The following is a 25,443-nucleotide window of genomic DNA, read 5'->3' as shown; positions in this document are numbered from 1 at the left end:
CCGGTTTTTTTGTGCCCGTATGCACGCTATCGTGAAGGACAGGAGCGGCCACGCCCGATAGGCTGCCCTGGGACGATGAGGGAATAGACATGCGGCTATGGCTTAAGATCTGCGCGCTGGTGGGCCTGTTGAGTGCCTGCGCCAGCGAAACGCCCCTGCCACCGCCCCCCGCGCCTGACACGTTGCGCATTGGCACCTACAATGTGCATTACATCATCCTCGGGCGGGCGGCAGGCGCGTGGTCCGTTGGTGATTGGGAACGGCGCAAAGGGCCGCTTGATCAGGCCTTCAAGGCATTGCAGGCCGATATCATCGCCTTTCAGGAGATGGAAAGTTTCGGCGGCGGCAGCGGGGGCGATGTGAACCTCACCCTTGACTGGCTGTTGGCCCAGAACCCCGGCTATGCCGCCGCTGCCGTGGGTGATCCGCGCAGCTTTCCCTCCACCCAACCGATCCTGTACCGCGCGGACAGGGTCCGCGTGCGGGATCAGGGCTGGTTCTTTTTCTCCGATACGCCTGATGTGATCTATTCCCGCACCTTCAACGGCTCCTTCCCGGCCTTTGCCAGTTGGGTGACGTTTGAACAGGACGGGAAACAGCCCTTCACCGTCTATAACGTGCATTACGAGTTCAAAAGCTGGTCCAACCGCCGATTGTCCGCCGATCTGGTTGTCCGCCGCATGGCCCCGTTGATGGAGGCCGGCGCGCCGGTGTTCCTTGTTGGTGATCTGAACGCGCGCGCGGGTGATGAGGCGGTGGACATCCATGAGGCGGCGGGGATGACCTTCTCCCCCGTGGAGGGGTCCACCTATCATTTCAACAGGGGCTTTAATCTGTTTGGCGCGATTGATCATATCGCCTATGCGGGCGGCATTGTCCCTGTCGGTGCACCCATGGTGATGCGTCGCCAATTCGATGGCGAATGGCCAACGGACCATTACCCGGTGATCGCTGATTTCCGCGTGCCCGACCTTATTCCGGCGTCTCAGGAGTGATGCGGATCAGCATCGGCCGGTCAGCAGCAAACGCATCGCGCAGGACGGCCCCCAGATCGCGCAACCGCGCCAACTCGCACCCCGCCGCCCCGTAAGCCCGCGCAAGGGCGACAAAATCGGGGTTTTGCGCGGCAATCGCGATGGGCGGCATTTGCGCGGTTTGCATCGCCACTTCGATCTCACCCAACTTTGCATTGTCCCACAGGAGGATCGGCAGGCCCAGCCCCAACTCCACCGCCGTGCCAAGCTCCTGAATGGTGTATTGCAGCCCGTAATCGCCCGCGATGCAGATCACTTCCCGCGCCGGATCCGCGACCTTTGCGCCGATCGCTGCGGGCAGGCCATAGCCCAAGGTGCCAAAGCCGAAAGGATGATGCCACCGTGCCCCCTGCGGCAGCGGCACGACCTCTTTGCCGAGATAGGCCAGACCGGTCATGTCGGATACCACGCAGGACCGGGGCGTCAGCGCCTCCGTCAGATGAGGGATCACGCGCGCGGGCTCCGGCCGCTCTTGCATGGCGGATGCCGTGAGATTGTCACGCCATGCGCGCACCTCCTTTTGCGTCCACGCGCTACGGCTCTCGTCCGGCATATCGAGTGCGCCGGCAAACGCCCCCGCATCCGCGCAAATGGCAAGGTCAGCGCGATGCCGCGCGCTCAACTGCGCCGGGTCGATATCCACGCGGATCATTGGGCAGTCATGGCCCGGATGCGCGCGCCACAGGTCGGTCTCCGCCAATTCGGTTCCGATGGCGATCACCAGATCGGCGCGGGCAAAGACCTCCGCCGCGCGCGCCCGCGCGAGCGTCGCGCCAAGCCACATCGGATGATCCGGCGCCGCGATACCCCGCGCCGCATAGGTGGTGAAAAGCGGGATGGAGGCGCGTTCGCTCAACGCCGACAGCCCCTCTGCCCCGCTCCACGCGCCGCCGCCAAGCACCATCAGGGGCCGTTTTGCCGCCGCGATCATCCGGGCTGCGTCAGACAGGGCCACAGCGTCCGCCCCGGGCCTGCGCGGTAGGGGGCGTGGTGCGGGCGCTGGCCCGGCCTCTGCGGCCAACACGTCAAGGGGGATTTGGATATGCACCGGTCCGGGCCGCGCCTGCGCGAAAGACGCGAACGCCGCCTCCAACTGATCCCAAAGCATGGCAGGTGTGGACGCCGTGAAGGATTGCCCAGATGCCGCGCGCGCCGCGCCCTCTTGATCCGGCATGTCATGAAGCCGACCGATGCGCGCACCGCGATCCCGCGCCTCCAACGTGGCAGAGATCACCAGCATTGGCACGCTGTCGGACCATGCCTGCGCCATTGGCGTCATGATATTCGTCAAACCCGGCCCTGAAATAACAAGCGCCACACCGGGCTGCCCGGTCACCCGCGCATAACCGTCGGCCATGAACCCCGCGCCCTGCTCATGCCGCGCCAGCACATGAGAGAGCCCCGCCGCCTCAATCCCACGGTACAGTTCAACATTATGCACGCCCGGAATACCGAACAGGGTGGTCACCCCCCGCGCGGCAAGCGCCTTTGCCAATCGTTGCCCGAGTGTCGGCATCAGCCCCTCCAGAATGCGATGGTGAACAGGACGTAGACGCTCATCAACTCCAGCCGCCCGATCAGCATGGTGATCGCCAGCACCCATTTCGCGCCATCGGGCAAATCCGCGAAATTCCCCGCAGGCCCGATGATCGGCCCCAGCCCCGGCCCGATATTGGCAAGTGCTGTCGCAGCACCCGACACCGATGTCAGCGTATCGAGCCCCATCAGCCCAAGGATCGTTGCCACCGCAAACAGGGTAATGATGAACATCACGAAAAACGCCATGACCGAGGACATGACATCCTGACTGACGGGCCGGTTTTGATAGCGCGGCGTGAACACGCCCGACGGGCTGACGATCTGGCGCACCTGGGTGATCAGCCCGGCCCACAGGAGCTGAAACCGGAACACCTTGATCGAACAGCAGGTGGAGCCCGCGCAGCCCCCGATCAGCCCGATGAGGAACATCAACGTAACCGGAAACGCGCCCCAAAGCCCGTAATCCGCGCTGGCATAGCCGGTGCCGGTCATCAGAGAGACCGCGTTGAACAGCGCCTTGCGAAACGGCTCCTCCCCGACCCAGCCGCGCGACAGCCACAGCCACAGGGTCAGCACCGCAACGACCGTGATGACGATGCCGAAAAAGGCCCGCACCTGACTGTCTCGATAAAGCGGCTGCGCGGTGCCTGCGACCAGTTGCACATAGCGCACGAAAGGCAGGCTCGCGATCAGCATGAAGGCCGCGGCGACATATTCGGCACTCGCGCTGAACGCCGCGAAAGAGGCATCATGGCTCGAAAACCCGCCTGTCGCGATGGTGGTCATCGCATGGATCATCGCATCGAAAAACGGCATCCCGGCCCAGGAATAGGCGAGAAAGCACATCAGCGTCAGCGCGAGGTAGATGCCGGAGATGGTGCCTGCAATTTCCGCCGCGCGCGGCAGGATTTTGCCAAAGGTATCAAAGCCTTCGGAGCGGAAAATCTGCATCCCCCCGACCCGCAGCGACGGCAGGAACGCCATCGCGACCACAATGATCCCGATCCCGCCGAACCATTGCAAGAGGCCGCGCCACAGGTTCGTGCCCATCGGCAATTGATCAAGCCCGGTGAACACGGTGGAGCCGGTGGTGGTCAGCCCCGAGACGGCCTCGAAAAACGCGTCCGTCAGGGTGGCATTCGGCGCGCCAAACAGAAACGGAATGGCCCCGAACAAGGGCAGCACGACCCATGTGGCCACCGTGAGGATAAAGGTCTGCCGGATATCAAGCGCCCCTGTCCGCCCGGACGCACAGGACAGCGTCAAAAGCCCCCCCACCGTCAGCGTCACGGAGGCGGATATCGCAAACCCCCGCCAATCCCCGATCGGATCGACCAAATCCGCCAGCATCGGCAGAACCATGGTCGCCCCCAAGGCTGTCACCAAGAGGCCAATAACATATCCGACAGGGCGCAATGCGATCATGGGCAAGGCTTGGGCGAGCGGCACGCGGCTGTCAAGAATGCAAACACAAGCCGCTCCTGATCAGGCCCCTTGCACCACGTCCAAAAATGATCGAGCGGCGTGGCGGGCCGGCCCGGTTTTTTGTCCAAACCAACCCGACAATTAAAAGGAGGCCGCCATAGAGCTCCCCTCCAAAGAGGGGAACCACCATCGGGCACACTCTCACACCCCCCAAATTCATCTTTCCTCAAATACTCATCGCCGCAGGCGACGGGGGCGGGGCGGGGCTCAATGCCGCGCCGCGCCCCCTGCCCCTTTTAGCTGCCCCATTCCCATGGGGTGGCGAAGCTGCCAAGGACGGTTTGCACCATCTCGTCCGTCGCGTCCTCGTCCGTTTTGACGACCTTCGCGACCAGCCCGCGTTTCTTGTCCTCATAGACCTCCGTCACCGTCGCCCCGACGCCCGCAGCATGGAGCGCGTCGGAGAACACACGCTGGGTCGCTGCCTTGCGCAATTCGTTCTTCAACGTTTTGCCCACGGCGGTTTTCGGTAATTCGTCCATGATCTCGATATACTTCGGGATCGCGGCGTGTTCGGTGATGTGCTCCTTCGCGTGGGCCATCAACTCCTCCGTGCTGACCTCCGCGCCAGAGACAAGCTCGACATAGGCAATCGGGATTTCACCGGAATAGGCATCGGGCTGCCCGATCGCCCCCACGAAACCGACCGCCGGATGGCTCGATAGCGCCTCCTCGATCAGGGCGGGGTCGATATTGTGACCACCCCGAATGATCAGATCCTTTGCTCTGCCCGTGATATAGACATAGCCGTCCGCATCCACCCGACCCAGATCGCCGGTGCGCAGGAACACGTCCTTGGCGAAGAGTTTGTGGTTCTTATCCGCCTCCGTGTAGGTGGAGCCGGGAATGACACCCGGGTTTGACACGCAAATCTCCCCGATTTCATCCACGTCGCATTCATGGGTCACGTTCCCATCGGCGTCGCAATGCAGGATATGAACCTCTGTGTAGGGCATCGGCAGGCCGACAGAGCCGACTTTGCGCTCCCCACCCGGCGGGTTGCAGGACACAAGGCAAGTCGCCTCCGTCATGCCATAGCCTTCGATAATCTTCACATCTGTCGCCGCCTCAAAGCGTTTGATCAGTTCCAACGGCAAGGGGGAGGAGCCACAAAGCGCGTATTTCAGCGTCGAGAGGTCCGCATTCACCGGGCGCTGCATCAGGGCGGCGGCTGCCGTCGGCACGGTGATCATGAAGGTCACGCCATAGCGCTCCACGAGCTTCCAGAAATTGTCGAACACGCCCTCGCCGCGATACCCCTGAGGCGTCGGCAGGACCATATGCGCGCCCGTGCTGAGGCAGGCCATCAGGATCGGATAGGCCGCAAACACATGGAACAGCGGTAGGGGGCAGATCAGCACGTCCTTTTCATCAAACAGCAACTCCTTGGCGCACCATCCGTTATAGATCATGCCGGAATGGCGGTGCTGGGCGATCTTGGGCATGCCCGTCGTGCCGCCCGTGTGGAAATAGGCAGCGATCCCATCGTCGCCCGGCTCATCGAAATCAAGCGCCCCTGCGTTGAATTTCGCCATTTCCGCATTGAAATTCAGCACCTTCGCCGCGTGGCCACCCGTGGGCTTGGGCCGGATCAATTTCGCGATCCAGCTCACTGGCGGGCTGAGATAGCGGGTAAGGTCCACCTCAAGAATGGTTTTGACATTGGGTGCCAGCGCGCAAGCCTTGGCCGCCTTTTCCGCCACATCGGTTTTGGGCATCGGAGCGAGGGTCACCAGCACTTTCGCGCCCGTATCGCGCAGGATGGAGGCGATCTGCTCTGGCTCCAAAAGCGGGTTGATCGGGTTCACGATCCCCGCCGTGGCCCCGGCCAGGAGCGTGATCGCCGTCTCATTCGCGTTGGGCAAGAGATAGGCGACCACGTCGCCCTCTCCCACGCCCAGCGCGCGAAACAGGTTGGCCGCTTGGGTCACACGGCCATGCAGATCGGCCCAAGAAAGGGTTTCGGCCTTATCCTTTTCGCCCGATTTGATCTGAAAGCTGATGGCAGGGCGCGCGGGATGGGCCGCAGCGGTCTGGCTGAGTTGTTCATAGACCGTCTTTGCGCTCCAGCGCTCGCTGACCGGCATGGCATTTTCGATTGCGATTTTGTCCGCAAGGGTCGCCACAGTTTGCATCTGGCCGTCCTCCCAATGGTTACAAGCGCGTTCTCGCGCGTTTTTCGTTGCTACCATTGAGGCGGAAGGGGCTGGCCCAAGCAAGAGGAAACGCAGCGTAAGTGCATTTCCTGTCGTTGCGTCAGCAGGATGGCCCGGTCAGGCCGCGTCTTCGGTCGCGGTGAATTGCAAGCGAGCAAGCCGCGCGTATAGCCCGCCTTCAGCGACAAGGCTGTCATGGGTTCCGGTGGCGACAATCGCACCATCCTCCATCACGATGATGCGGTCCGCCTTTTTCACCGTGGCGAGCCGGTGCGCGATCACCAGTGTCGTTCGGTCCTTGGACAAAAGGTCCACGGCCTGTTGCACCGCGCGCTCACTTTCCGCGTCAAGGGCGGAGGTCGCCTCATCCAGCAACAGCACCGGCGCATCGCGCAGGATCGCCCGCGCAATCGCGATCCGTTGCTTTTGCCCGCCAGAGAGCATCACCCCCCGCTCGCCCACATAGGTGTCATAGCCATCGGGCAGTTTCGTGAGGAAGTCATGGGCAGCCGCCGCGCGCGCCGCCGCTTCGACCTCCGCATCAGAGGCATCGGGGCGACCAAAGCGGATATTCTCCATCGCGGAGGCCGCAAAAATCACCGGCTCTTGCGGCACCAGCGCCAGACGGTTGCGCACATCGACGCGGGCGGCATCCCGGATATCGGTCCCATCGAGTGTCACGCGCCCCGACATCGGATCATAAAACCGCAGCAACATCTGGAAAATCGTCGTTTTGCCCGCCCCGCTGGGGCCGACAATGGCCACGGTCTGCCCCGGCTCAATCACGAAATTCACATGATCAAGCGCCGATTGGCCGGGCCGCGCGGGATAAGCAAAGGTCACGTCCTCAAATGCGATCCGGCCCGCGACCGGGCCCAGTTTTTGCGGCTGGTTCGGATCATCCACATCGTCATGGGCGTTGAGCAATTCGACCAGCCGTTCTGTCGCGCCCGCCGCGCGCATGACCTCCCCCCAAACTTCCGAAAGGGAGGCGACAGAGCCAGCAACAAGGATCGAATAGATCAGGAACTGCACCAGCGTGCCCGGCGTCAGCACATCGGCGCGCACATCCCGCGCGCCAATCCACAGCACGCCCACAACGCCGGAGAACACGAGGAAAATGACGATGGCCGTCATCGCAGCGCGCACCTTGATCCGAGTGCGCGCACTGCCAAAAGCCGCCTCCGTGAGCGCGCCAAATCGCGCGCGGCTCGGTCCTTCATGGGTGTAGGCCTGCACGGTTTGTGCGGCTTGCAAGGTCTCATTCGCCTGCGCGGAACTGTCCGCGATCCGGTCCTGGTTTTCCCGGCTCAACCGACGCAACCGCCGCCCGAGCACAAGGATCGGCACGATCACCAATGGCACGATCAACAGCACCAACCCCGTCATCTTCAACGAGGTCAAGAGCATCATCACCAATCCGCCAAAGAAGGTCAGCACATTGCGCAACGCGATAGAGATTGACGAGGACACGACCGACAGGATCAGCGTGGTATCGGTGGTCAGGCGGCTCAGCACCTCCCCCGTCATCAACCGCTCATAAAACGAGGGGGACATGCCGATCACCCGGTCATAGACCGCGCGCCGGATATCCGCGACGACCCGTTCCCCGATGATGGTGACGAGCGCATATCGCACGGCCGTGCCGATGGCGAGCAAGGCCGCAATCCCGATGGCCGCGCCGAAATAGGCATCCATCTGCGCCACACTCTCGGTCAGGAACCCATCGACCACACGACGCACGGCAACCGGCAGGATCAGGGTCAGCGCGGCGGTCGTGGTCAGCGCCAACAGGGCCGCGACAATCCAGAAGCGATAGGGTTTGAGAAACGGCATAAGCCCACGGATCGGGCCAAGGGATTTCGCCTTTGCGCGTTCTTCACTATGGTTTGGCATGTATTTCCCTATTGCGTCGTTAATTGCTCTTAGCAACGGAACCTTAAGGGAGCAAGGCACGGGTCCGTAAGGTGGCGGAATTGCCGCGCGGCGCACTGACCTTCATGCATTTTGACACGATGTCGCGAATGGGCAGGACAGCAGCCCCTGCCCGCGCTAACAGGGGCGCTTACCGGTTCAAGGCCCCTGTCTGATGCGACTTCTGATTTCGTTTGCTGCACTGTTTCTGTCGGTGATTTTCGTGCAGCTTTCCTCCGGTGCGATGGGGCCTCTTGATGCGCTGTCGGGCGTGATGTTGGGCTTCTCCGCAGGGGAGATCGGGGCGCTTGGGTCATCGCATTTCTTTGGCTTTTTTATCGGCTGCTGGTGGGCACCGCGGCTGATCGGCTCCGTGGGGCCAAGCCGGGCGTTTGCGGCCTTTGCCGCCTGCGGCATCCTTGGGGCCTTGGGTCATACGCTCACGGATGTGGCGGAGGCATGGATGGCGTTGCGTATCCTGTCGGGCATCGCGGTGGCGGGCGCCTATACGGTGGTGGAAAGCTGGCTCCAATCCAAAGTGACGAACGCAAACCGGGGCCGGGTTCTGGGCGTCTACCGCGTGGTCGATATCCTTGCGGGTCTGGGCGCGCAGTTGATGATCGGGTTTCTGGAGCCTGCCGCCTATGTCTCCTACAATATTCTGGCGATTTTCGCCTGTCTGTGCCTTCTGCCCATCACCCTGACCACCAGCGCGCCACCCGCGACCGGCACCGCCCCCCGCCTGCGCCCGAAATTCGCGTTTCGCCTTTCGCCCCTTGGTGCAGCGGGCGTGTTCGTATCGGGCATCACCATGTCCGCCTTCCGTATGGCCGGCCCGCTTTATGGCACCGAACAGGGGCTGCGCAACGATCAGATCGGCGTGTTTCTGGCCGCCGGGCTGCTTGGCGGTGCCTTGGCACAGGTGCCGACGGGCTGGCTTGCGGATAAGATCGACCGCAGGCATGTGCTGATCGGGATGTCGGTCACCGCCCTGATCGTGTCGGGGGCCATTGGTGGCGGCTTGTTCGCATTTGAGGGCGGGTTGTACCTGTCGATGCTGCTGTTTGGGTTCGCGTCTTTCCCGCTCTTTTCCGTCTCTGCCGCCCATGCCAATGATTTTTGTCCCGAAGGCAGCGTGGTTGAATTGAACGCAAGCCTGATGTTCACCTATTCGGTCGGCGCGATCGCGTCGCCCTATATCGCCTCAGTCCTGATCGGGGGCTACGGGCCGCGCGCCTTGTTCATCTATATCGCAGCAGCCCATGTGGCGCTGATCCTGTTCAGCCTGTGGCGCATCCGCGCGCGCCCTGCCCCTGTCGAGAAAACACCCTACACTTACCGCCCGCGCACCAGCTTCATCCTACAGCGGCTGTTCCGCAAATAGCCGTCCCACAATGGCTGGCACATGGCGCGGAATTTCGCTACACCGCCGCCAACATCACCCCTTGGAGCATACCATGGCCCGTATCCTCATCACGTCCGCCCTGCCCTATATCAACGGGATCAAGCATCTTGGGAACCTGATCGGCTCGCAATTGCCGTCAGACGTGTATGCCCGCTACATGCGGGGGCGCGGGCATGAGGTGCTGCATATCTGCGCGACGGATGAGCATGGCTCCCCGGCTGAACTGGCCGCGAAAAAGGCCGGGCAGCCGGTGGCGGAATATTGCGCGGAAATGCACGCGGTGCAGGCCGATCTGGCGCGCGGGTTCCGCATCGGCTTCGATCATTTCGGGCGCACCTCCGATCCGGCGAACCATAAGCTGACCCAAGGATTTGCCGAGGCGCTGGATCGCGCGGGCCTGATTTCCGAAGTGGTCGAGCATCAGATTTACTCGGTCGATGACGCGCGGTTTTTGGCCGACCGTTATGTCGAGGGCACCTGCCCCAATTGCGGCTATGACCGCGCGCGGGGCGATCAGTGCGAAAACTGCACCAAGCAGCTTGATCCCACCGACCTGATCGAGCCGCGCTCCGCCATTTCCGGCTCCACCAATCTGGAGGTGCGCGAAACGCGCCACTTGCACCTGCGGCAAAAGCAGATGCGCGGGCAGCTTTCTGAATGGATCGAGTCGCGCACGGATTGGCCGGTGCTCACCACTTCCATCGCGAAGAAATGGCTGAACGATGGGGACGGTCTGCAGGATCGCGGCATCACCCGTGATCTGGATTGGGGCATCAAGGTCACGCGCAACGGCGCGCCATGGCCGGGGCTGGAGGACAAGGTATTCTATGTCTGGTTCGACGCGCCCATCGGCTATATCGCGGCGACCGTCGAATGGGCAGACAAGACCGGTAATGACTGGAAACGCTGGTGGCGCACCGATGCGGGTGCGCAGGACGTGAAATATGTGCAGTTCATGGGCAAGGACAACGTGCCGTTCCACACCCTGAGCTTTCCTGCGACGATCCTTGGCTCTGGGGAGCCGTGGAAGCTGGTGGATTACATCAAATCCTTCAACTACCTCAATTATGAGGGCGGACAATTCTCGACCTCGCTCGGGCGCGGCGTGTTCATGGATCAGGCACTCGATATTCTGCCGAGCGATTATTGGCGCTGGTGGTTGTTGAGCCATTGCCCCGAAACATCCGACAGCGAATTCACCTGGGAGAGCTTCCAATCCGGGGTGAACAAGGATCTGGCCGACGTGCTGGGCAATTTCGTCAGCCGCGTAACCAAATTCTGCCGCTCGAAATTCAGCGAAGAGGTGCCCTCGGGCGGCCAGTATGGCCCGGAGGAGGACGCGCTGATCGCCGATCTTGAGACCCGCCTCAAGGCGTATGAAACGCATATGGAGGCGATTGATATTCGTAAATCCGCGGCCGAATTGCGCGCGATCTGGGTGGCGGGCAACGAATATCTGCAAGCCGCCGCCCCATGGGCCGTGTTCAAGGAAGACCCGGACCGTGCCGCGGCTCAAATCCGGCTCGCCCTGAACCTGATCCGGCTCTATGCCGTGCTGTCAAAACCCTTCATCCCCGATGCCGCCCATACGATGCTGGAGGCGATGAACGCCACCGATGCGGAGTGGCCCGAAAGCGTCGCTGAGGCGATGAGCGCCCTGCCCGCCGGGCATGCCTTCACCGTGCCCGCCAACCTGTTCGACAAGATCACGGATGAGGCGCGGGAGGAGATGCAGGCCCGCTACGCCGGCAAGGGCTGACCGAGCGCCCAGACCTGAAATCACTCCGGGCGCTTGGCCTGACCCGATCAGAGACCTATATCCCTGCCATGGCATTGAAATACAAAACCCGTCGTCGCCTTTCGCTCCTACTGCTGCTGGTGGGACTGCCGCTTTATATGATCGCGGCGGTCAGCATCGTGGCGATGTTTGATCGCCCGCCGCTTTGGCTGGAACTGGTGATCTATGTGGCGCTCGGCATTGTCTGGGCATTGCCGTTCAAGGCGGTGTTCAAGGGCATTGGCCAGCCCGATCCCGACGCCCCGAAGGAGCCAGAGGCATGATACGCTGGCTCACGCTGTCGCTTGCCCTGCTCGCCACCCCCGTCGCGGCGGAGGAGATTGGCGAGGTCACGACCGCATGGAAACTGTTGGGCGCCAATCACCGCATCGTGGTCGAAGCGTTTGACGACCCAAAAGTCGAAGGGGTCAGTTGCTTTGTCTCCCGCGCGCGGACGGGCGGCATCAGCGGCTCCCTTGGACTTGCGGAGGACACCTCCGACGCGTCCATCGCCTGTCGTCAGACCGGGCCAATCCGCTTTCTGGACACGTTGGAAGAGGGGGAGGACGTGTTCAGCGAACGCGCGTCGATCCTGTTCAAGCGTATTCAGGTCGTGCGTTTCTTTGACGAGGCGCGCAACACGCTGGTTTATCTGACCTATTCCGACCGGCTGATCGACGGCAGCCCGAAGAACGCGATTTCAGCCGTGGTCATCCGCCCTTGGGCCGAATGATCCCTCACCGCCCGTAACGCATTTCGAGCGATTTGCCGAGTGTGAATAGCCCGCGATCCTTGCGGATCAGGCTGCCCCCCTGCTCGACCAATGCGTTGAAGGCGCGCAGTTTCACATCCGGCGGGAAGGGTGCGCCGTCGATGGCGATATCATCGACATCCAGCAGCACGTCGCGCCGGGCGAACACCTGCTCACCGTGGATGAAGCGGCGATAGGCGGCGGCGATCTCCAGCGCCTGTTCCAGCGTCTTGGGCCGCCTAGGAGCCGCGTAATCGGCAAGCGACAGGCTCAGGGACGGCTCGGACATTTGCTTTTCTTCGACGATCTGACCGCTCATCGCGGCTTCGAGCGCATCACTAAGCGCGTCGTGGGGGGCATCGAACGGGGCCGCTGCCTTGGCCTGCCCCGGCGCGGGGATATCCGTTTTCATGACAAAATCGTCATCGGAGTCGGGTGTTTCCGCCACCACATCCGGCGCGGCGAAGGGCGTGATCGTCGGCGTGTCGATCGTGCTCCATTCGAACGCATCGAGTTTTGACAGATCAACCTCCGGCCGCGTGCCCGACACATAGCCAAGCGGGCTGAGCGACATCAGCGGATTGAACAGGCTCAGATCGGGGGAGGGCGGATGCGCGCGGGCGCGCTCCTCGATCAGTTTGCGCGCGGCCTCCATCCGCTTTTCCGCCTCTTCCCGCGGGCGCAGCATGTTGGTTTGGCGCGTGGATTTCTCCATCACGATCCGCTCTGGTGTTCCAGTGACCTTGATCCCGAGGATGCGCCGCTTTGCCAGCACCGCCGCGACCCCTTCGGGCGTCAGGTCCTGCCCTTTCCGCTCCGCCACGCGGGCGACGCGCGCGAACAGGTCGATCATCGGCTTCGGGTTGGAAAATCCGCGTAAAACGCAGACCCTGCCGCTGCAATTGACCGTCACCTGTCGGGGTTGCTTCATCGAACGGGCTCCTCCTTGCGCGCTATATTATGACGCCCTCGCCCGGTTGCAAGGCCAGCGCACCGCTTGACCCTTGCGCCGGAATGACCGATTGCGGAGGCTATGAACCACGAAGTGACATTTGACCACCCCGTCCTGCTTGTGGGTGGCGGGGAGGTGACGGAGGACGCCCTGAGATGGGCAGAAACCCTCGCCCCTGTCTGCATTGCCGCCGATGGGGGGGCGGACAAGGCGCGCGCGCTGGGGCGGCATGTCTCTGTCATCATTGGCGATCTTGATTCCCTAGAGGACAAATCGAACTGGATCACAGACGGGGTCACTGTGCTGCATGACAGCGATCAGAACAGCACCGATTTTGACAAATGCCTCAAGGTGATCCGCGCGCCCCTGATCCTTGGCGTTGGGTTCACGGGCGCGCGGATGGATCACATGCTCGCCGTGCTGGGCCGGCTGGGCCGTGGGGATGCGGGCCATGTCATCATCCTCGGGCAAGAGGATGTCGCCTGCCTCTGCCCGTCTGAGATCAGCCTGCCCGTGCCGCCCGGCACCCGCATCTCCCTCTTTCCGCTGGGGGCATGTAGAGGCGTGCGCAGTCGCGGGCTGCACTGGCCCATCGACGGGTTGGAGATGACCATTTCCGGGCAGCTTGGCACCTCCAACCGGGCAACCGGCCCGGTGGAGATCACGATGGACGGCCCGTGCCTTCTGATCGTGCCGACCGAATGCCTGCCCATGCTCGCCACCGCCCTGATGAAAAAGGATTAAGCCCATGCGTTTTCGCCTCCTCGCCGCAGCTCTCATAGCGCTCACGGCCTGCACCGGGCCACAAGAGCCTGATTACGCAGCAGACTTCCCGCTGGTCGGCGTGGAGACGGCGACGCGCATCATCGGGATGTCCTGTCAGGAACTGGCGCTGACCCGCGTGGGGTTGGACCTTTTGGAGCGGTTCGGCCCGCTGGTCCACGCGGCGCTGGAGACGACGGACCTCTCTGATGAGGACAAGGCGCTTATCCTCTCCCTCGTGGATGAGGCAGAGACCACGCGCGATCAGGTGCGCGGCCTGGTCGGTGTGATGCGCACGGTCCGGTTTTGCGGCTGATCAGCATTCCGGCACGTTGACGGCCAAACCGCCAAGCGATGTTTCCTTGTATTTCGTGTTCATATCGAGCCCGGTCTGACGCATCGTTTCGATACAATTATCGAGTGACACCAGATGCTTGCCATCGCCGCGCAGGGATAGGGATGCCGCTGACACAGCCTTAATCGCGCCCAGACCGTTGCGCTCGATGCAAGGCGCCTGCACCAACCCCTTGATCGGATCGCAGGTCATACCGAGGTGATGCTCCAGCGCGATTTCTGCCGCATTCTCGATCTGTTCGGTGCTGCCGCCCAGCACCGCGCAGAGGCCCGCCGCCGCCATGGCCGCGGCTGATCCGACCTCCCCCTGACAGCCCACTTCCGCGCCGGAAATGGACGCGTTCGTCTTTATCAAGCCGCCGACCGCCGCCGCCGTTAACAAAAACTCTGCCACTCGCGCCTCTGACGCGCCCGGCACATGGTCGAGCCAATAACGGATCGTCGCGGGCACAACGCCCGCCGCACCATTGGTGGGGGCCGTCACGACCTGCCCGCCCGCCGCGTTTTCCTCGTTCACCGCGATGGCATAGACGCTGATCCAGTCATTGATCGTATGCGGCGCGGTGAGGTTGCGCCCGCGCTCCTCCTCCAGATGCGCGCGGATCGCTTCCGCACGGCGGCGCAGCGACAGGCCACCGGGGAGGGTGCCACCCGTGGCCAGCCCGCGATCCATGCAGGCGCGCATCACCTGCCAGATCCGCGCAAGCCCCTGATCCAGTGCCGCCTCATCCATGCGGGTGCACTCGTTCTTGCGCTTCATCTCGGCAATGGTCAGGCCAGACGCGGCGGACATCTCAAGCATCTGTGCAGCCGTCTTGAACGGGTACGGCACCACGGCCCCCGTGTCATTGGTCGGTGGGTTGTTCAACTCATGTTCGGTCAGCACAAAGCCACCCCCGACGGAGTAATAGACCACGCGCAAATGCTCCGCGTCGCGCGCGTCATAGCTGGTGAGGGTCATGGCGTTGGCATGGCCGGGCAGCGGATCGCCATAGTCAAAAATCACGTCCCTGTCCGGGTCAAAACGCAGCTCGGGCAGACCATCGGGCCGCAACACCCCGCTGTCGCGCAGCGCGGTATTGGCAGCCGCGGCTTCCTCTGCGTCAAACGCATCGGGGGTAAAGCCCAACAGGCCATTGACCACGGCCTGATCCGTCGCGTGTCCCTTGCCGGTGAAGGCCAAGGAGCCATGGAGCCTGCACGCCACCCGCACCGGCGCGCCCGCGCCGGGGATCACATCCGCCCCATCGCGCAGCGCTTCCAGAAACCGCGCGGCAGCCACCATCGGCCCCATCGTGTGCGATGAGGACGGGCCGACGCCCACCTTGAAAATATCGAAAACGCTCAGATACATGCAGGGGCCCTCTGGATCGCGACTCTGTTGTCCTGTCTCTAGCATGGGGCGAGCACGGGCGAAGCCAGAAACCGACCCTAATCGCGCCGATTGGGCCGCAATGTGTGCAGGTCCGGCGGCAACCCCATCACGCGCAGCCATAACGCATCGGCGGTATCAAGTTCTGTGATACTCATCACCACATGAAGTGGGCCGGGGGTGGAAGAACGCGCGACGCGCGACAGGCCCATCCGTTCCTCATGCTGCAATGCGGCCTCCGCGATGCGGGGGTGGATCCGGGCCTGTTGGGCGGGCAAAGCCTGACTGCTTTGGCCGATATCCTCCGGGTTGATCCGGGGGATCGGCAAGTTCGAGCGGGGCACCGCGCTCAGCCGATGCACCGAGCATCCGGCCTTCAGGCAATGCCACCAAAGCCGTGCCGCGCGCGCGGGAAGGTTGCGCAATGTCGGCTCCGCGCGCAGCGGATCGGCCTCCCCTCGTCCGTAGAAATGGCTTGGCCCGTCATCGGGATAAAGCATGTCGCAGCCTGCCCAGATCAGCGGATGGCCCGCGAATTCCTCCGCCGCCCAATAGCCCGCCGTCAGCGCCATGGTCGGACCACAGGCAAGGATGCCCCCGGCCCGCTCCAGAGCGCCCGCAACCAGCGCATCCGGGATCAGAAACTGCCGCCCGCGTGGCGCGGGCCGTGGCCCGGCATAGTCGTTCGACATCACGCTATGGGTCCAGTCCGGGCGCACCTGCCACGCGGTGTTAAGGACCACAATCGCGTGAAACGCAGCACGCGGCCAATCGCGGGCGCGCAGGGCATCAGGGGCAGAGCCGAGGATCAGGACCGGGCGGGCGGGTGTTCGTGTCATGACGCTTGATCGCATGGTTCGCGGCACGAGACAAACCGGCTCCGCCTTGCCCTTGAGCCGCATCTCTGGTCTTCTGACGCCAACATTGGGCAACAGGGGCATCCCATGCACACGATCGGGGATATGGCGCGCGCCGCCGGGGTCAAGATCACGACGATCCGCACCTATGAACGCAGCGGCCTGATGCCCGAGCCGGGGCGCACATGGGGCGGGCAGCGGCGCTACGATCAGGAGGCCCTCGACCGGTTGCGATTTATCCGACATGCGCGCGAGCTTGGCTTTGATCTAGATGCGATCCGCGATTTTCTGACCCTTGCCACCCGTCCTGCGGCGCGTAGCACTGCGGGCGGGAGTTTGGCCGCGCGCCAGCTTGCCGATGTGCGCGACCGGATCGCGCGATTGCAACGGCTGGAAACGGCGCTGGCAGAGATGGTCACAGCGCATGACGGGCACCCGGGCGGCAGTGTTTTGCGCAGCCTTGCCGATCCGGCGGATGGTGAGACCGAACACTAGCGCCGTTTCCCCCTCGCCCCCGGCGGCCTGCTTGCCTATAAGGTCGGCTAAATCGACAGTGACCATGGGGCTCTACCAATGACCAACGCGCTTTCACCGCAGGATCGGGCGAAATATCTTGCCTCCCGCGCGGCCCTTGCCGACGTAACCGATGGGATGAAACTGGGGCTTGGCACCGGGTCTACCGCCGCGTGGCTGGTCAAGCTGGTGGCGGAGAAATGCCGCATTCACGGCATTAGCGTGACCTGCGTGCCCACGTCAGAGGCCACGGGCGCGCTGGCGCAAAGCCTCGGCCTGCCGCTCGCCACGCTGGAGGAGACGGGGACGCTCGATTTGACCATCGACGGGACCGACGAATTCGATCCCGCGCTGAACCTCATCAAGGGCGGCGGCGCGGCGCATCTGCGCGAAAAGATCGTCGCCCTGTCCTCCCGGCGGATGGTCGTGATCACTGACGCAACCAAGGAATCGCCGCAGCTTGGCAGCTTTCCCCTGCCGCTTGAGGTGCTGGATTTCGGCATGTCAGCGACGGTCGGCCATATCCGCCGGGCGCTCGCGAGCCAAGGGCTCGGGGACGCGAAAATCGAGCAGCGGATGAAGAATGGCGCGCCCGTGCGCACCGATGAGGGCAATGCGGTGCTGGATGCCCATCTTGGCGCCATTCCCGACCCTGCCGCACTCGCATCTGCCCTTGATGGCGTGACGGGGCTTGTCGAACACGGATTGTTCATCGGGATTGCGGGCAAAATCTGCTTTGCTGACCTTGAGGGCAATGCGCTCACGATTGACAAAGACGGCACGCGTCAACAGGTGGTGTTCAACGATGGTATCGACGAGGACGCGTTTCTCGCCCGCGCTCAGAAAGGATAAGGAATGTTTGACCGGATCGGCCTTGCCGCCGCAGCCTTTCTTCTGCTGACCCCTGCGGCCCACGCGCAGGAGGATACGCAAGCCGCGCGCCTTGCCATGGCGCAAGAATATATCGACATGACCCTCGGAGAGATGAGTGGTGAAAGCATGGCCGAGGCCGCCGCTGGCCCCGTGGTGCGCCAGATCCGGCTCACCGACCCCACCGTGACCGAGGACCAAATCCGCCGGATCGAATTGCTGGTGGGTGCTGAGATGGCCGCGATCAATCAGGAAATTGTGGCCACGACAGCCCCCGACCTTGCCGCGATCATGACGCTGGACGAGTTGACCGCGCTGCGCGATTTCTATGCCTCTGATCTGGGTCGGTCGGTCATGCTCAAGATGCCGCAATACCTGCGCGCCTATCAGCCCCGCGTGATGGAGGCGATGAATGCGCGCTACAACGCAATGAATGCCGGTATCATCGACATTCTCAATGACGACGAATAAGCCGGAAATGAAGGGAGCCGCCAATGGCCTTTGACTATGATCTGTTTGTAATTGGCGGTGGCTCTGGCGGGGTGCGCGCCGCGCGTGTGGCAGCCCAAACCGGCGTTTCCGTCGCGCTGGCGGAGGAATACCGCTATGGCGGGACGTGCGTGATCCGGGGCTGTGTGCCGAAAAAGCTGATGGTCTATGCCTCCCAGTTTTCCGAACATTTCGAGGATGCAGCGGGTTATGGCTGGTCGGTGGGAGAAACCAAGTTTGACTGGGCCACGCTACACGCCAACAAGGACAAAGAGATCGACCGGCTAGAGGGCATCTACCAGCGGATCCTCGACACCAACGAAGTGACCCATTACCGGACCCGCGCCACCGTGAAGGACGCCCATACCGTCACGCTCGACGACGGGACGGAGTTCAGCGCCAAGCATATCCTGATCGCCACCGGCGGGCGCCCGTTCCTGCCGAAAGTGCCGGGGATCGAGCACGCGATCACCTCAAACGAGATTTTCCTCCTTAAGGAGCAGCCAAAGCGCATCCTGATCGTGGGCGGCGGCTATATCGCATGTGAATTCGCGGGCATCATGAACGGCCTTGGCTCTGAGGTGACACTGGCCTATCGCGGCGCGCAGATCCTGCGCGGCTTTGACGACGATATCCGCTCTCATGTCTCTGCCGAGATGGTGAAGAAAGGGATCGACGTTTGTCTCGGGATGGATGTGGCCAGCATCAGCAAGGAAGAGGACGGTCTGGTCGTGGACCTCAATCAGGGCGAAACGCGGACCTTTGACGCGGTGCTCTACGCCACCGGGCGGGTGCCAAACACCGACGGCATGGGGCTGGAGGAGATCGGCGTCGCGCTCGACAAAAACGGGGCTGTTGTGGTGGACGCCTATAGCCAGACAAACATTCCGTCGATCTATGCCATTGGCGACGTGACCGACCGGGTGCAGTTGACCCCTGTTGCGATCCGCGAAGGCATGGCGTTTGTAGAGACGGTGTTTAAGGGCAACCCCACAAAACCCGATCACGACCTGATCCCCACCGCCGTTTTCACCCAGCCTGAAATCGGCACGGTCGGCATGACCCAAAAGCAGGCCGAGGATCTGGGACATGAGTTGGACATCTACCGCACCGCGTTCCGGTCCATGCTGCATGTGCTGGCCGGTCGGGATGAGCGTATGCTGATGAAATTGATCGTGGATTGCGATACCGACAAGGTGCTGGGTTGTCATATCGTCGGCCACGCGGCGGGCGAAATGATCCAGCTTGCCGGCATCGCGGTAAAGATGGGTGCGACGAAAGCCGACTTTGATCGCACGGTTGCGGTGCATCCGACTGCGGCAGAAGAGCTCGTTACCCTCAAGGATCCGATAAAGCGGCTTGAAAATTAGCGGAACATGAACACTTAGCGTAGCAGTACGTGCATCAATGACATCCTGACTGAGCGGAGGACGACAGCTTCATGTCAAGTAACGGAAATTCCGGCGGCCCTTGGGGCGGCGGCGGCGGTGGCAACCGCGGCGGTGGCGACAATCGCAATCCATGGGGCCCGGGCGGCGGCGGCGGCAATCGCGGCGGCGGCAACCGGCCCAATGGCGGTGGTGGCAATAATGGCGGGCAAGGGCCCGGCCAAGTGCCTGATATTGATGAGATTGTCCGCAAGGGCCAAGAGCAGCTGCGCGTCCTCATGGGCGGTCGTGGCGGCTCGGGCGGCCCCGGCAAAACCGGCGGCGGTGGCCTTGGCCGTGGGGGCTTCATCGCCCTTGGCCTTGCAGCAGCGGGCGTTTGGGTTTGGGCCTCGCTTTACACCGTGCAGTCGGACCAGCAATCGGTTGAGCTGACCTTTGGTGAGTTTTCCTCCATCGGGCAGCCGGGTCTGAACTTCGCGCCATGGCCGGTCGTGACCTATGAAACCGTGTCCGTGACGACCGAACGTGTGGTTGATATCGGCTTTGGTGGTCGGTCCGGCGATGGCCTGATGCTGACAGGGGACGAGAACATCGTGGATATCGACTTCCAGGTGGTGTGGAACGTCAACAACCCGGCGGCTTTCATCTTCAACATTGCGGACCCGGAGGAAACCATCGCGGCCACCTCCGAATCCGCGATGCGTGAGGTTATCGCGCGCTCCGAACTCGCACCGATCCTCAACCGGGATCGCGGCGCGATCGCGCAGGAAGTGGAAGAACTGATCCAGTCCACGCTCGACAGCTATCAGTCTGGTGTCAACATCGTCCGTGTGAACCTTGACCGCGCTGACCCGCCGCGGGAAGTGATCGACAGCTTCCGCGACGTTCAGGCCGCTGAACAGGAACGCGATCGTCTGCGCAACGAGGCGGATGCCTTTGCCAACCGGACCCTCGCAGACGCGCGTGGTGAAAGCGCGCAATTGCTGCAAGAGGCCGAAGGGTATCGCGCACAGGTCGTCAACGAAGCCGTCGGTGAGGCGTCCCGCTTTACCGCCGTTCTTGGCGAATATCAGCAGGCCGAAGATGTCACGCGCCGCCGTCTCTATATCGAGACGATGGAGCGGGTGTTCGGCTCTGTGGACAAGATCATCATTGAAGATGGTGTGGGTGGCGACGGGGGTCAGGGCATTGTCCCCTACCTTCCGCTGAACGAACTGCGCCGGGGGAATAACTGATGAAAGCGCTTCCTATTATTGCAATCGCAGGCGTCGTGGCGCTGGTCGTGATCGTGTCGTCCCTGTTTATCGTGGACGAGCGGGAAGAAGTGATCGTGACCCAGTTTGGTCAGGTGCGCGCCGTTAAGACCGAGCCGGGCCTCGCGTTCAAATTGCCCTTCATTCAGGAGGTCAACCGGTATGACGCGCGGATCCAATCGCTTGATACCGCACCGCTTGAAGTCACCCCGCTTGATGACCGTCGTCTGGTCGTCGAAAGTTTTGCGCGCTGGCGGATTTCCGATGTGGAGCGGTTCCGTCTGGCTGTCGGCCAGTCCGGCGACGCCGCCCTGCGCAGTGGCGCACAGCGACTTGAGCGGATCGTGACCGCCGAAACCCGCGGTGTGCTGGGTACGGTCGCGTCCGACGCGATCCTGTCCGTGGACCGGGTGGCGCTGATGGCGCGGATCCGCGACGCGGCCTTTGCCGAAGCGCAAAGCCTCGGCATTGACGTGATCGACGTGCGGATCAAATCCGCCGAGCTGCCAGAGCAGAACCTTGCCGCAACCTTTGGCCGGATGCAGGCCGAACGTCAGCGGGAAGCAGAGGACGAGCGGGCACGGGGCCGGGAGGCCGCCACCCGTATCCGGTCTCAGGCAGAGCGGACTGCAGTTGAGATCGTCTCAAGCGCTGTGCGGGACGCGGAGATCATTCGAGGTGAGGCAGACGCGGAACGAAACCGTGTCTTTGCCGAAGCCTTCGGACAGGATCCCGAGTTCTTCGCCTTCTACCGCTCCCTGACGGCCTATGAGCGGTCGTTGCAGGGGGAAAACTCGACGCTGGTGATCTCACCCGATAGCCAGTTCTTCGAGTATCTGCAAAACGACACGGTTCAGCCGCGTAACTAAGTGGATATCGGCACGATCCTCACCGCCTTGGCGCTGGTCGCCCTGATCGAAGGGGCCATGTTTGCGCTGGCGCCGGGCGGAATGAAACGAGCCATGCTGGAAATCATCGACCTGCCGGAGGAAACCCTTCGGCAGGTCGGTCTCGTTTTGGCGGCCTTGGGAGCGGCGGGGTTTTGCGCATTGGCCCTGCTCCTGTGAGCCGCTCACGCCGAGTTGTGCCGCGCGTGATCGGCCACCCGCCCGGCGATATTGCAATCCTACGATTCGAAAACATGTTTACAGTCATGGCAACCGCACACATCGCGTGTGCCGACTGAAAAAAGTGTCTGAGGAGGACATGACCGTGAGAGCAGAGGCTAAAGTAATGAGCCCCCCCAAACCCGACCAGAGATCGGTGCTGACCACCGCATTTCTGGTGCTGACCTTTATCGCCCTGATCCCGATGCAGGCCTTTGGTCAAGGGCGCCCCGACAGTTTCGCCGATCTGGCGGAGCGTCTCAGCCCGGCGGTGGTCAACATCACCACCAGCCAATTGATCCCCGCGCAGGAACGTGGCCCGAATATGCCGCAGCTTCCGCCCGGCTCCCCTTTTGAGGATTTCTTCCGCGATTTCATGGAGCGTCAGCCAGGTCAGCAGGGCCCGCGCCGCGCGTCGGCACTTGGCTCCGGCTTCATCATTTCGGCGGATGGCTATATCGTCACCAACAACCATGTGATCGAGCAGGCCGATGAGATCCTGATCGAATTGTTCGAGGGCGGCGAATTGCCCGCAACCCTGATCGGCACCGATCCGCGCACCGATATCGCGCTCCTTAAGGTCGAGCCGGAAGCGCCGCTTCCCTTCGTGCAGTTTGGCGACAGCGATCTGGCCCGCGTGGGCGATTGGGTGCTGGCGATCGGCAACCCGCTGGGACAGGGCTTCTCCGTCTCTGCCGGGATCGTGTCGGCCCGGTCGCGGCAGTTGCAAGGCTCCTTCGATGATTTCATCCAGACCGATGCCGCCATCAACCGAGGCAATTCCGGCGGCCCGCTGTTCAACATGGACGGCGAAGTGATCGGCGTGAACACCGCGATCCTGTCGCCCAATGGCGGCTCGATCGGGATCGGCTTTTCGATGTCCTCGGCGGTCGTGTCCAACGTGGTCGATCAGTTGCGCGAATTCGGGGAAACCCGCCGGGGCTGGCTTGGCGTGCGTATCCAACCCGTGGATGACGGCGTGGCAGAGGCGCTTGGCCTTGAGGAAGCGCGCGGCGCGCTGATCGCGGACGTCCCTCCCGGCCCCGCACTTGATGCCGGGATCGAGGCAGGCGACGTGATCCTCACCTTCGACGGGCAGGACGTGATCGAAATGCGCGACCTGCCGCGTATGGTGGCCAATACCGAAGTGGGCAAGGCGGTTCGGGTCGTCGTGTTCCGCGACGGGCGCACCCGCACGATCAACGTGACCCTTGGCCGTCTCGAAGAGGCAGACAGCACCGTCGCTGAGCTTGCCGAGGAAGAGGACGGCGCCGCAGAAGAGGCGGTCGTGCTTGGCATGACCCTGACGGCGATCACCGACGATATCCGCTCCGACCTTGATCTGGCAGAGACCATGCGTGGGCTTTTGGTGCTCGACGTGGATCAGACCAGCGAAGCGTTTGAAAAGGGCATCCGCCCCGGTGACATCGTGCAGGAAGTGGGCCAGCGCCCCGTCGCGACACCTAGCGATGCGGCCTCCCGTGTCGAGGACGCGGCAGAGGCCGGGCGCAACTCGCTCCTGTTCCTGATCCGCAGCAATGGCGCGCCGCGTTTTGTCGCGCTGACACCGGGCGAATAAACCGCCGCCAAACCACATGCGAAGGGCGCCCAAGAGGATCGGGCGCCCTTCTTTCATGGTCAGACCCTTGTGGGGGAAAAGCACCGCACTGGAGGGTCAATGCATGTGCAACACAAGGTCTGACCGGTGCCATTCTGGCACCCGTTCCAATCCGCCCGGCCCTTCTGGCTCAACCGAATTGGAAATCCGTTTCCCTGAGCATTGCCTCCGTAATGCCCGATAGGATCACCTGATCACCGTCCTGCTGCGTGATCCGCAGCCCTTGTGCGGTGTCCTCAAATCGCAGCGCGTCCCGGTCCGCCACATCGGCGCTGTAAGACAACACATCCCGACCGGGCCGGAAATCCGTGATCCGGTCCTGCCCCGTGTCCCCTTGTCCGAAATGGAACACGTCCCGGCCCAGCCCGCCGGTCAGCACGTCATCCCCCGCACCACCTTCGAGCCAATCGCGCCCCCGATTGCCCAGCAGCGTGTCATCCCCTGCACCACCCTGAAGCGTATCGCGCCCCGGCCCGCCACGGATGAAATCCCCGGCCATGCCGCCCGTAAGGTGATCCTGCCCGCCTGCCCCGTCCAATCGCACGCGCCCCGTCCAACCAATCACGAGATCCGACAGATCAAGGTGATCTGACCCGCTTGCCCCGCGAAAGACGAAATCCGACGCGCCCAGTTCCGCCAGCAGCGCGGGGCCAAGGTCAAGCGCCTCTCCGCTCACATCCTCCGGGCCAAACACATCCCGCCGGGCCGATGCCGTCAGCCCACCTTCAAACGCCATATGGCCGATTGCACGGTCTGCATGATCACGAAAGATCAACTCATCCACCTCCGCATCGGCAAATGCGCCCAAGGGCCGCTCCGGCGTCTGCTCCAGAACCGTGGCGGTGAGGCTGGACGTAGCCCCGGCGAGCGTGAACGCCTCCGCGTCCTCCGTCCGCACCAATTCATCCCATGGCAAAACTGTTGGCGCGGCACGCTCCCCTTCGGCTGTGCGCGCGAAGAAACCGAATTGTCCTGCGGTGAGTGTCACCCGACCCATTGCTTGCCCCCCATGCAACCAGCACCCCCCGGCGCTGTCGATGGCAAGTATTTCTCAAAAATTCCTCTAAAATTCAAAGCAATATGAGTCTTTTGGTTAATTCAAAGGGTCTTAAAATTTTACTAAAATTGAGAAGGTATTGACACCACTCAGGCTTTTCGCAGAAGCGGAAAAATCAGACTGGCATGATCGGCACAGTCGGACTAGATACGACACCAACCGAGAATGGATCGAAAGGGCCGCGAAATGGCGAAAATCACCTATATCGAGCATAATGGCACCGAGCATGTCGTGGACGTGCCCAATGGCCTGACCGTGATGGAAGGCGCGCGGGACAATAACATCCCCGGCATCGAAGCCGATTGCGGCGGCGCCTGTGCCTGCTCCACCTGCCATGTGTATGTCGATGGCGCTTGGGTCGAAAAACTGCCCGCGAAGGAAGATATGGAGGTCGATATGCTCGACTTCGCCTATCAACCGGATGAGGAGACATCCCGCCTGACCTGCCAGTTGAAAGTCAGCGACGCGCTCGATGGCCTGATCGTGCGGATGCCCGAAAAGCAAATCTGATATGTCTGGCGCGCCGGGCCATTGCGCGGCGCGCCGGCAGGCGTGATTACAGACCCACCGCAATCGGCGGGTGCGTCAGGATCGGGGCCGGGGCGGCCTGACCGACAGAAAGCGCCGTTTCGGGCTGTGCCATTGCAGCCGAGGCATCAGCCAGACGCGTATCGGTACATGCAGCCAGACCAAGTACCAAACCAACCATCGCAAGAACACGGACCATGGGGAAACTCCTTCTCATTTGGGCGGACGAACGACCTGTTCGCCTGCTCAGGAGATCGGCATTC

25 protein-coding genes are annotated in these 25,443 nt (G+C 62.6%); 16 read left to right on the top strand and 9 right to left on the bottom strand.

The genetic code is table 11. The annotated features are described in order from the left end of the window. The first annotated feature begins 89 nt into the window (after positions 1 to 89). A complete protein-coding gene (locus FHS89_RS10695; protein ID WP_184011468.1) occupies positions 90 to 995 on the top strand; it encodes an endonuclease/exonuclease/phosphatase family protein in 906 nt (301 codons plus the stop codon). On the opposite strand, the gene FHS89_RS10690 is transcribed toward FHS89_RS10695, so the two are convergent. From FHS89_RS10690 to FHS89_RS10675, 4 genes are all read right to left on the bottom strand, one after another. Then, positions 973 to 2,550 (bottom strand): 5-guanidino-2-oxopentanoate decarboxylase, encoded by a 1,578-nt coding sequence (locus FHS89_RS10690; RefSeq protein ID WP_184011466.1) that lies wholly within the window; start codon positions 2,548 to 2,550, stop codon positions 973 to 975. The genes FHS89_RS10695 and FHS89_RS10690 overlap by 23 nt on opposite strands. Continuing rightward, complete coding sequence (locus tag FHS89_RS10685; RefSeq protein WP_184011464.1) at positions 2,550 to 3,998, bottom strand: TrkH family potassium uptake protein; 1,449 nt, start codon at positions 3,996 to 3,998, stop codon at positions 2,550 to 2,552. The genes FHS89_RS10690 and FHS89_RS10685 overlap by 1 nt, the downstream gene beginning before the upstream one ends. 296 nt (positions 3,999 to 4,294) lie before the next feature. After that, positions 4,295 to 6,193, bottom strand: a complete 1,899-nt coding sequence (locus FHS89_RS10680; protein ID WP_184011462.1) for an acyl-CoA synthetase — start codon at positions 6,191 to 6,193, stop codon at positions 4,295 to 4,297. A 138-nt stretch (positions 6,194 to 6,331) separates the two neighbouring features. After that, a complete protein-coding gene (locus tag FHS89_RS10675) occupies positions 6,332 to 8,110 on the bottom strand; it encodes an ABC transporter transmembrane domain-containing protein (RefSeq protein WP_184011460.1) in 1,779 nt (592 codons plus the stop codon). Positions 8,111 to 8,303: 193 nt separating this feature from the next. Between FHS89_RS10675 and FHS89_RS10670 the strand changes: the two genes are divergently transcribed. The 4 genes from FHS89_RS10670 to FHS89_RS10655 all read left to right on the top strand — a co-directional run bounded on the left by FHS89_RS10670 (position 8,304) and on the right by FHS89_RS10655 (position 12,043). Further along, the gene (locus FHS89_RS10670) at positions 8,304 to 9,512 is read left to right on the top strand and encodes an MFS transporter (protein ID WP_184011457.1); all 1,209 of its coding nucleotides are present in this window, start codon (positions 8,304 to 8,306) and stop codon (positions 9,510 to 9,512) included. Between the two features lie 73 nt (positions 9,513 to 9,585). Next, on the top strand, positions 9,586 to 11,292 hold the full coding sequence (gene metG / locus FHS89_RS10665; RefSeq protein ID WP_184011455.1) for a methionine--tRNA ligase: 1,707 nt from the start codon (positions 9,586 to 9,588) through the stop codon (positions 11,290 to 11,292). 68 nt (positions 11,293 to 11,360) lie between these two features. Then, a complete protein-coding gene (locus tag FHS89_RS10660) occupies positions 11,361 to 11,594 on the top strand; it encodes a DUF2842 domain-containing protein (protein WP_184011453.1) in 234 nt (77 codons plus the stop codon). Beyond that, positions 11,591 to 12,043 (top strand): CreA family protein, encoded by a 453-nt coding sequence (locus tag FHS89_RS10655; RefSeq protein WP_184011451.1) that lies wholly within the window; start codon positions 11,591 to 11,593, stop codon positions 12,041 to 12,043. Before FHS89_RS10660 ends, FHS89_RS10655 begins: the two co-directional genes overlap by 4 nt. Before the next feature lie 4 nt (positions 12,044 to 12,047). Here the strand turns inward: FHS89_RS10655 and FHS89_RS10650 are convergent, their stop codons facing one another. Further along, positions 12,048 to 12,992 carry a hypothetical protein gene (locus tag FHS89_RS10650; RefSeq protein ID WP_184011449.1) on the bottom strand — a complete coding sequence of 315 codons (945 nt, stop codon included), beginning with the start codon at positions 12,990 to 12,992 and terminating at the stop codon, positions 12,048 to 12,050. A gap of 102 nt (positions 12,993 to 13,094) precedes the next feature. On the opposite strand from FHS89_RS10650, the gene FHS89_RS10645 reads away from it, so the two are divergent. Together FHS89_RS10645 and FHS89_RS10640 are read left to right on the top strand one after the other, a co-directional pair. Then, positions 13,095 to 13,757 (top strand): thiamine diphosphokinase, encoded by a 663-nt coding sequence (locus FHS89_RS10645; RefSeq protein WP_184011447.1) that lies wholly within the window; start codon positions 13,095 to 13,097, stop codon positions 13,755 to 13,757. 4 nt (positions 13,758 to 13,761) lie between these two features. Beyond that, a complete protein-coding gene (locus tag FHS89_RS10640; RefSeq protein WP_184011445.1) occupies positions 13,762 to 14,091 on the top strand; it encodes a hypothetical protein in 330 nt (109 codons plus the stop codon). Here FHS89_RS10640 and FHS89_RS10635 read toward each other — a convergent pair whose 3' ends face one another. Together FHS89_RS10635 and FHS89_RS10630 are read right to left on the bottom strand one after the other, a co-directional pair. Beyond that, a complete protein-coding gene (locus FHS89_RS10635; RefSeq protein ID WP_184011443.1) occupies positions 14,092 to 15,483 on the bottom strand; it encodes an L-serine ammonia-lyase in 1,392 nt (463 codons plus the stop codon). It abuts the gene before it with no gap. Positions 15,484 to 15,560: 77 nt separating this feature from the next. After that, positions 15,561 to 16,340 (bottom strand): hypothetical protein, encoded by a 780-nt coding sequence (locus FHS89_RS10630; protein WP_184011441.1) that lies wholly within the window; start codon positions 16,338 to 16,340, stop codon positions 15,561 to 15,563. A 105-nt stretch (positions 16,341 to 16,445) separates the two neighbouring features. On the opposite strand from FHS89_RS10630, the gene FHS89_RS10625 reads away from it, so the two are divergent. The 8 genes from FHS89_RS10625 to FHS89_RS10590 all read left to right on the top strand — a co-directional run bounded on the left by FHS89_RS10625 (position 16,446) and on the right by FHS89_RS10590 (position 23,556). Continuing rightward, entirely contained in the window at positions 16,446 to 16,853 is a 408-nt protein-coding gene (locus FHS89_RS10625; RefSeq protein ID WP_184011439.1) for a MerR family transcriptional regulator, read from the top strand. Between the two features lie 78 nt (positions 16,854 to 16,931). Then, a complete protein-coding gene (gene rpiA / locus FHS89_RS10620) occupies positions 16,932 to 17,723 on the top strand; it encodes a ribose-5-phosphate isomerase RpiA (RefSeq protein ID WP_184011437.1) in 792 nt (263 codons plus the stop codon). Positions 17,724 to 17,726: 3 nt separating this feature from the next. Then, the gene (locus FHS89_RS10615) at positions 17,727 to 18,212 is read left to right on the top strand and encodes a DUF2059 domain-containing protein (RefSeq protein WP_184011435.1); all 486 of its coding nucleotides are present in this window, start codon (positions 17,727 to 17,729) and stop codon (positions 18,210 to 18,212) included. Positions 18,213 to 18,235: 23 nt separating this feature from the next. Continuing rightward, positions 18,236 to 19,600 (top strand): glutathione-disulfide reductase, encoded by a 1,365-nt coding sequence (gor, locus tag FHS89_RS10610; RefSeq protein ID WP_184011433.1) that lies wholly within the window; start codon positions 18,236 to 18,238, stop codon positions 19,598 to 19,600. Between the two features lie 71 nt (positions 19,601 to 19,671). Then, positions 19,672 to 20,853, top strand: coding sequence for an FtsH protease activity modulator HflK (gene hflK / locus FHS89_RS10605; protein WP_184011431.1), 1,182 nt, complete (start codon positions 19,672 to 19,674; stop codon positions 20,851 to 20,853). Then, the gene (hflC, locus tag FHS89_RS10600; protein ID WP_184011429.1) at positions 20,853 to 21,740 is read left to right on the top strand and encodes a protease modulator HflC; all 888 of its coding nucleotides are present in this window, start codon (positions 20,853 to 20,855) and stop codon (positions 21,738 to 21,740) included. The genes hflK and hflC overlap by 1 nt, the downstream gene beginning before the upstream one ends. Then, positions 21,741 to 21,938 (top strand): DUF2065 family protein, encoded by a 198-nt coding sequence (locus FHS89_RS10595; protein ID WP_221229388.1) that lies wholly within the window; start codon positions 21,741 to 21,743, stop codon positions 21,936 to 21,938. A gap of 166 nt (positions 21,939 to 22,104) precedes the next feature. Beyond that, a complete protein-coding gene (locus FHS89_RS10590; protein WP_184011427.1) occupies positions 22,105 to 23,556 on the top strand; it encodes a DegQ family serine endoprotease in 1,452 nt (483 codons plus the stop codon). Positions 23,557 to 23,725: 169 nt separating this feature from the next. On the opposite strand, the gene FHS89_RS10585 is transcribed toward FHS89_RS10590, so the two are convergent. After that, positions 23,726 to 24,592, bottom strand: coding sequence for a calcium-binding protein (locus tag FHS89_RS10585; RefSeq protein WP_184011425.1), 867 nt, complete (start codon positions 24,590 to 24,592; stop codon positions 23,726 to 23,728). Positions 24,593 to 24,838: 246 nt separating this feature from the next. Between FHS89_RS10585 and FHS89_RS10580 the strand changes: the two genes are divergently transcribed. Then, positions 24,839 to 25,162, top strand: a complete 324-nt coding sequence (locus tag FHS89_RS10580) for a 2Fe-2S iron-sulfur cluster-binding protein (RefSeq protein ID WP_184011806.1) — start codon at positions 24,839 to 24,841, stop codon at positions 25,160 to 25,162. A gap of 46 nt (positions 25,163 to 25,208) precedes the next feature. On the opposite strand, the gene FHS89_RS10575 is transcribed toward FHS89_RS10580, so the two are convergent. Continuing rightward, on the bottom strand, positions 25,209 to 25,379 hold the full coding sequence (locus FHS89_RS10575) for a hypothetical protein (RefSeq protein WP_184011423.1): 171 nt from the start codon (positions 25,377 to 25,379) through the stop codon (positions 25,209 to 25,211). Positions 25,380 to 25,443: the final 64 nt, after the last annotated feature.

Origin of the sequence: Rubricella aquisinus, assembly GCF_014199445.1 — a bacterium.
GTDB lineage: Bacteria > Pseudomonadota > Alphaproteobacteria > Rhodobacterales > Rhodobacteraceae > Rubricella > Rubricella aquisinus.
This window is presented reverse-complemented; position numbering and strand designations above follow the sequence as displayed.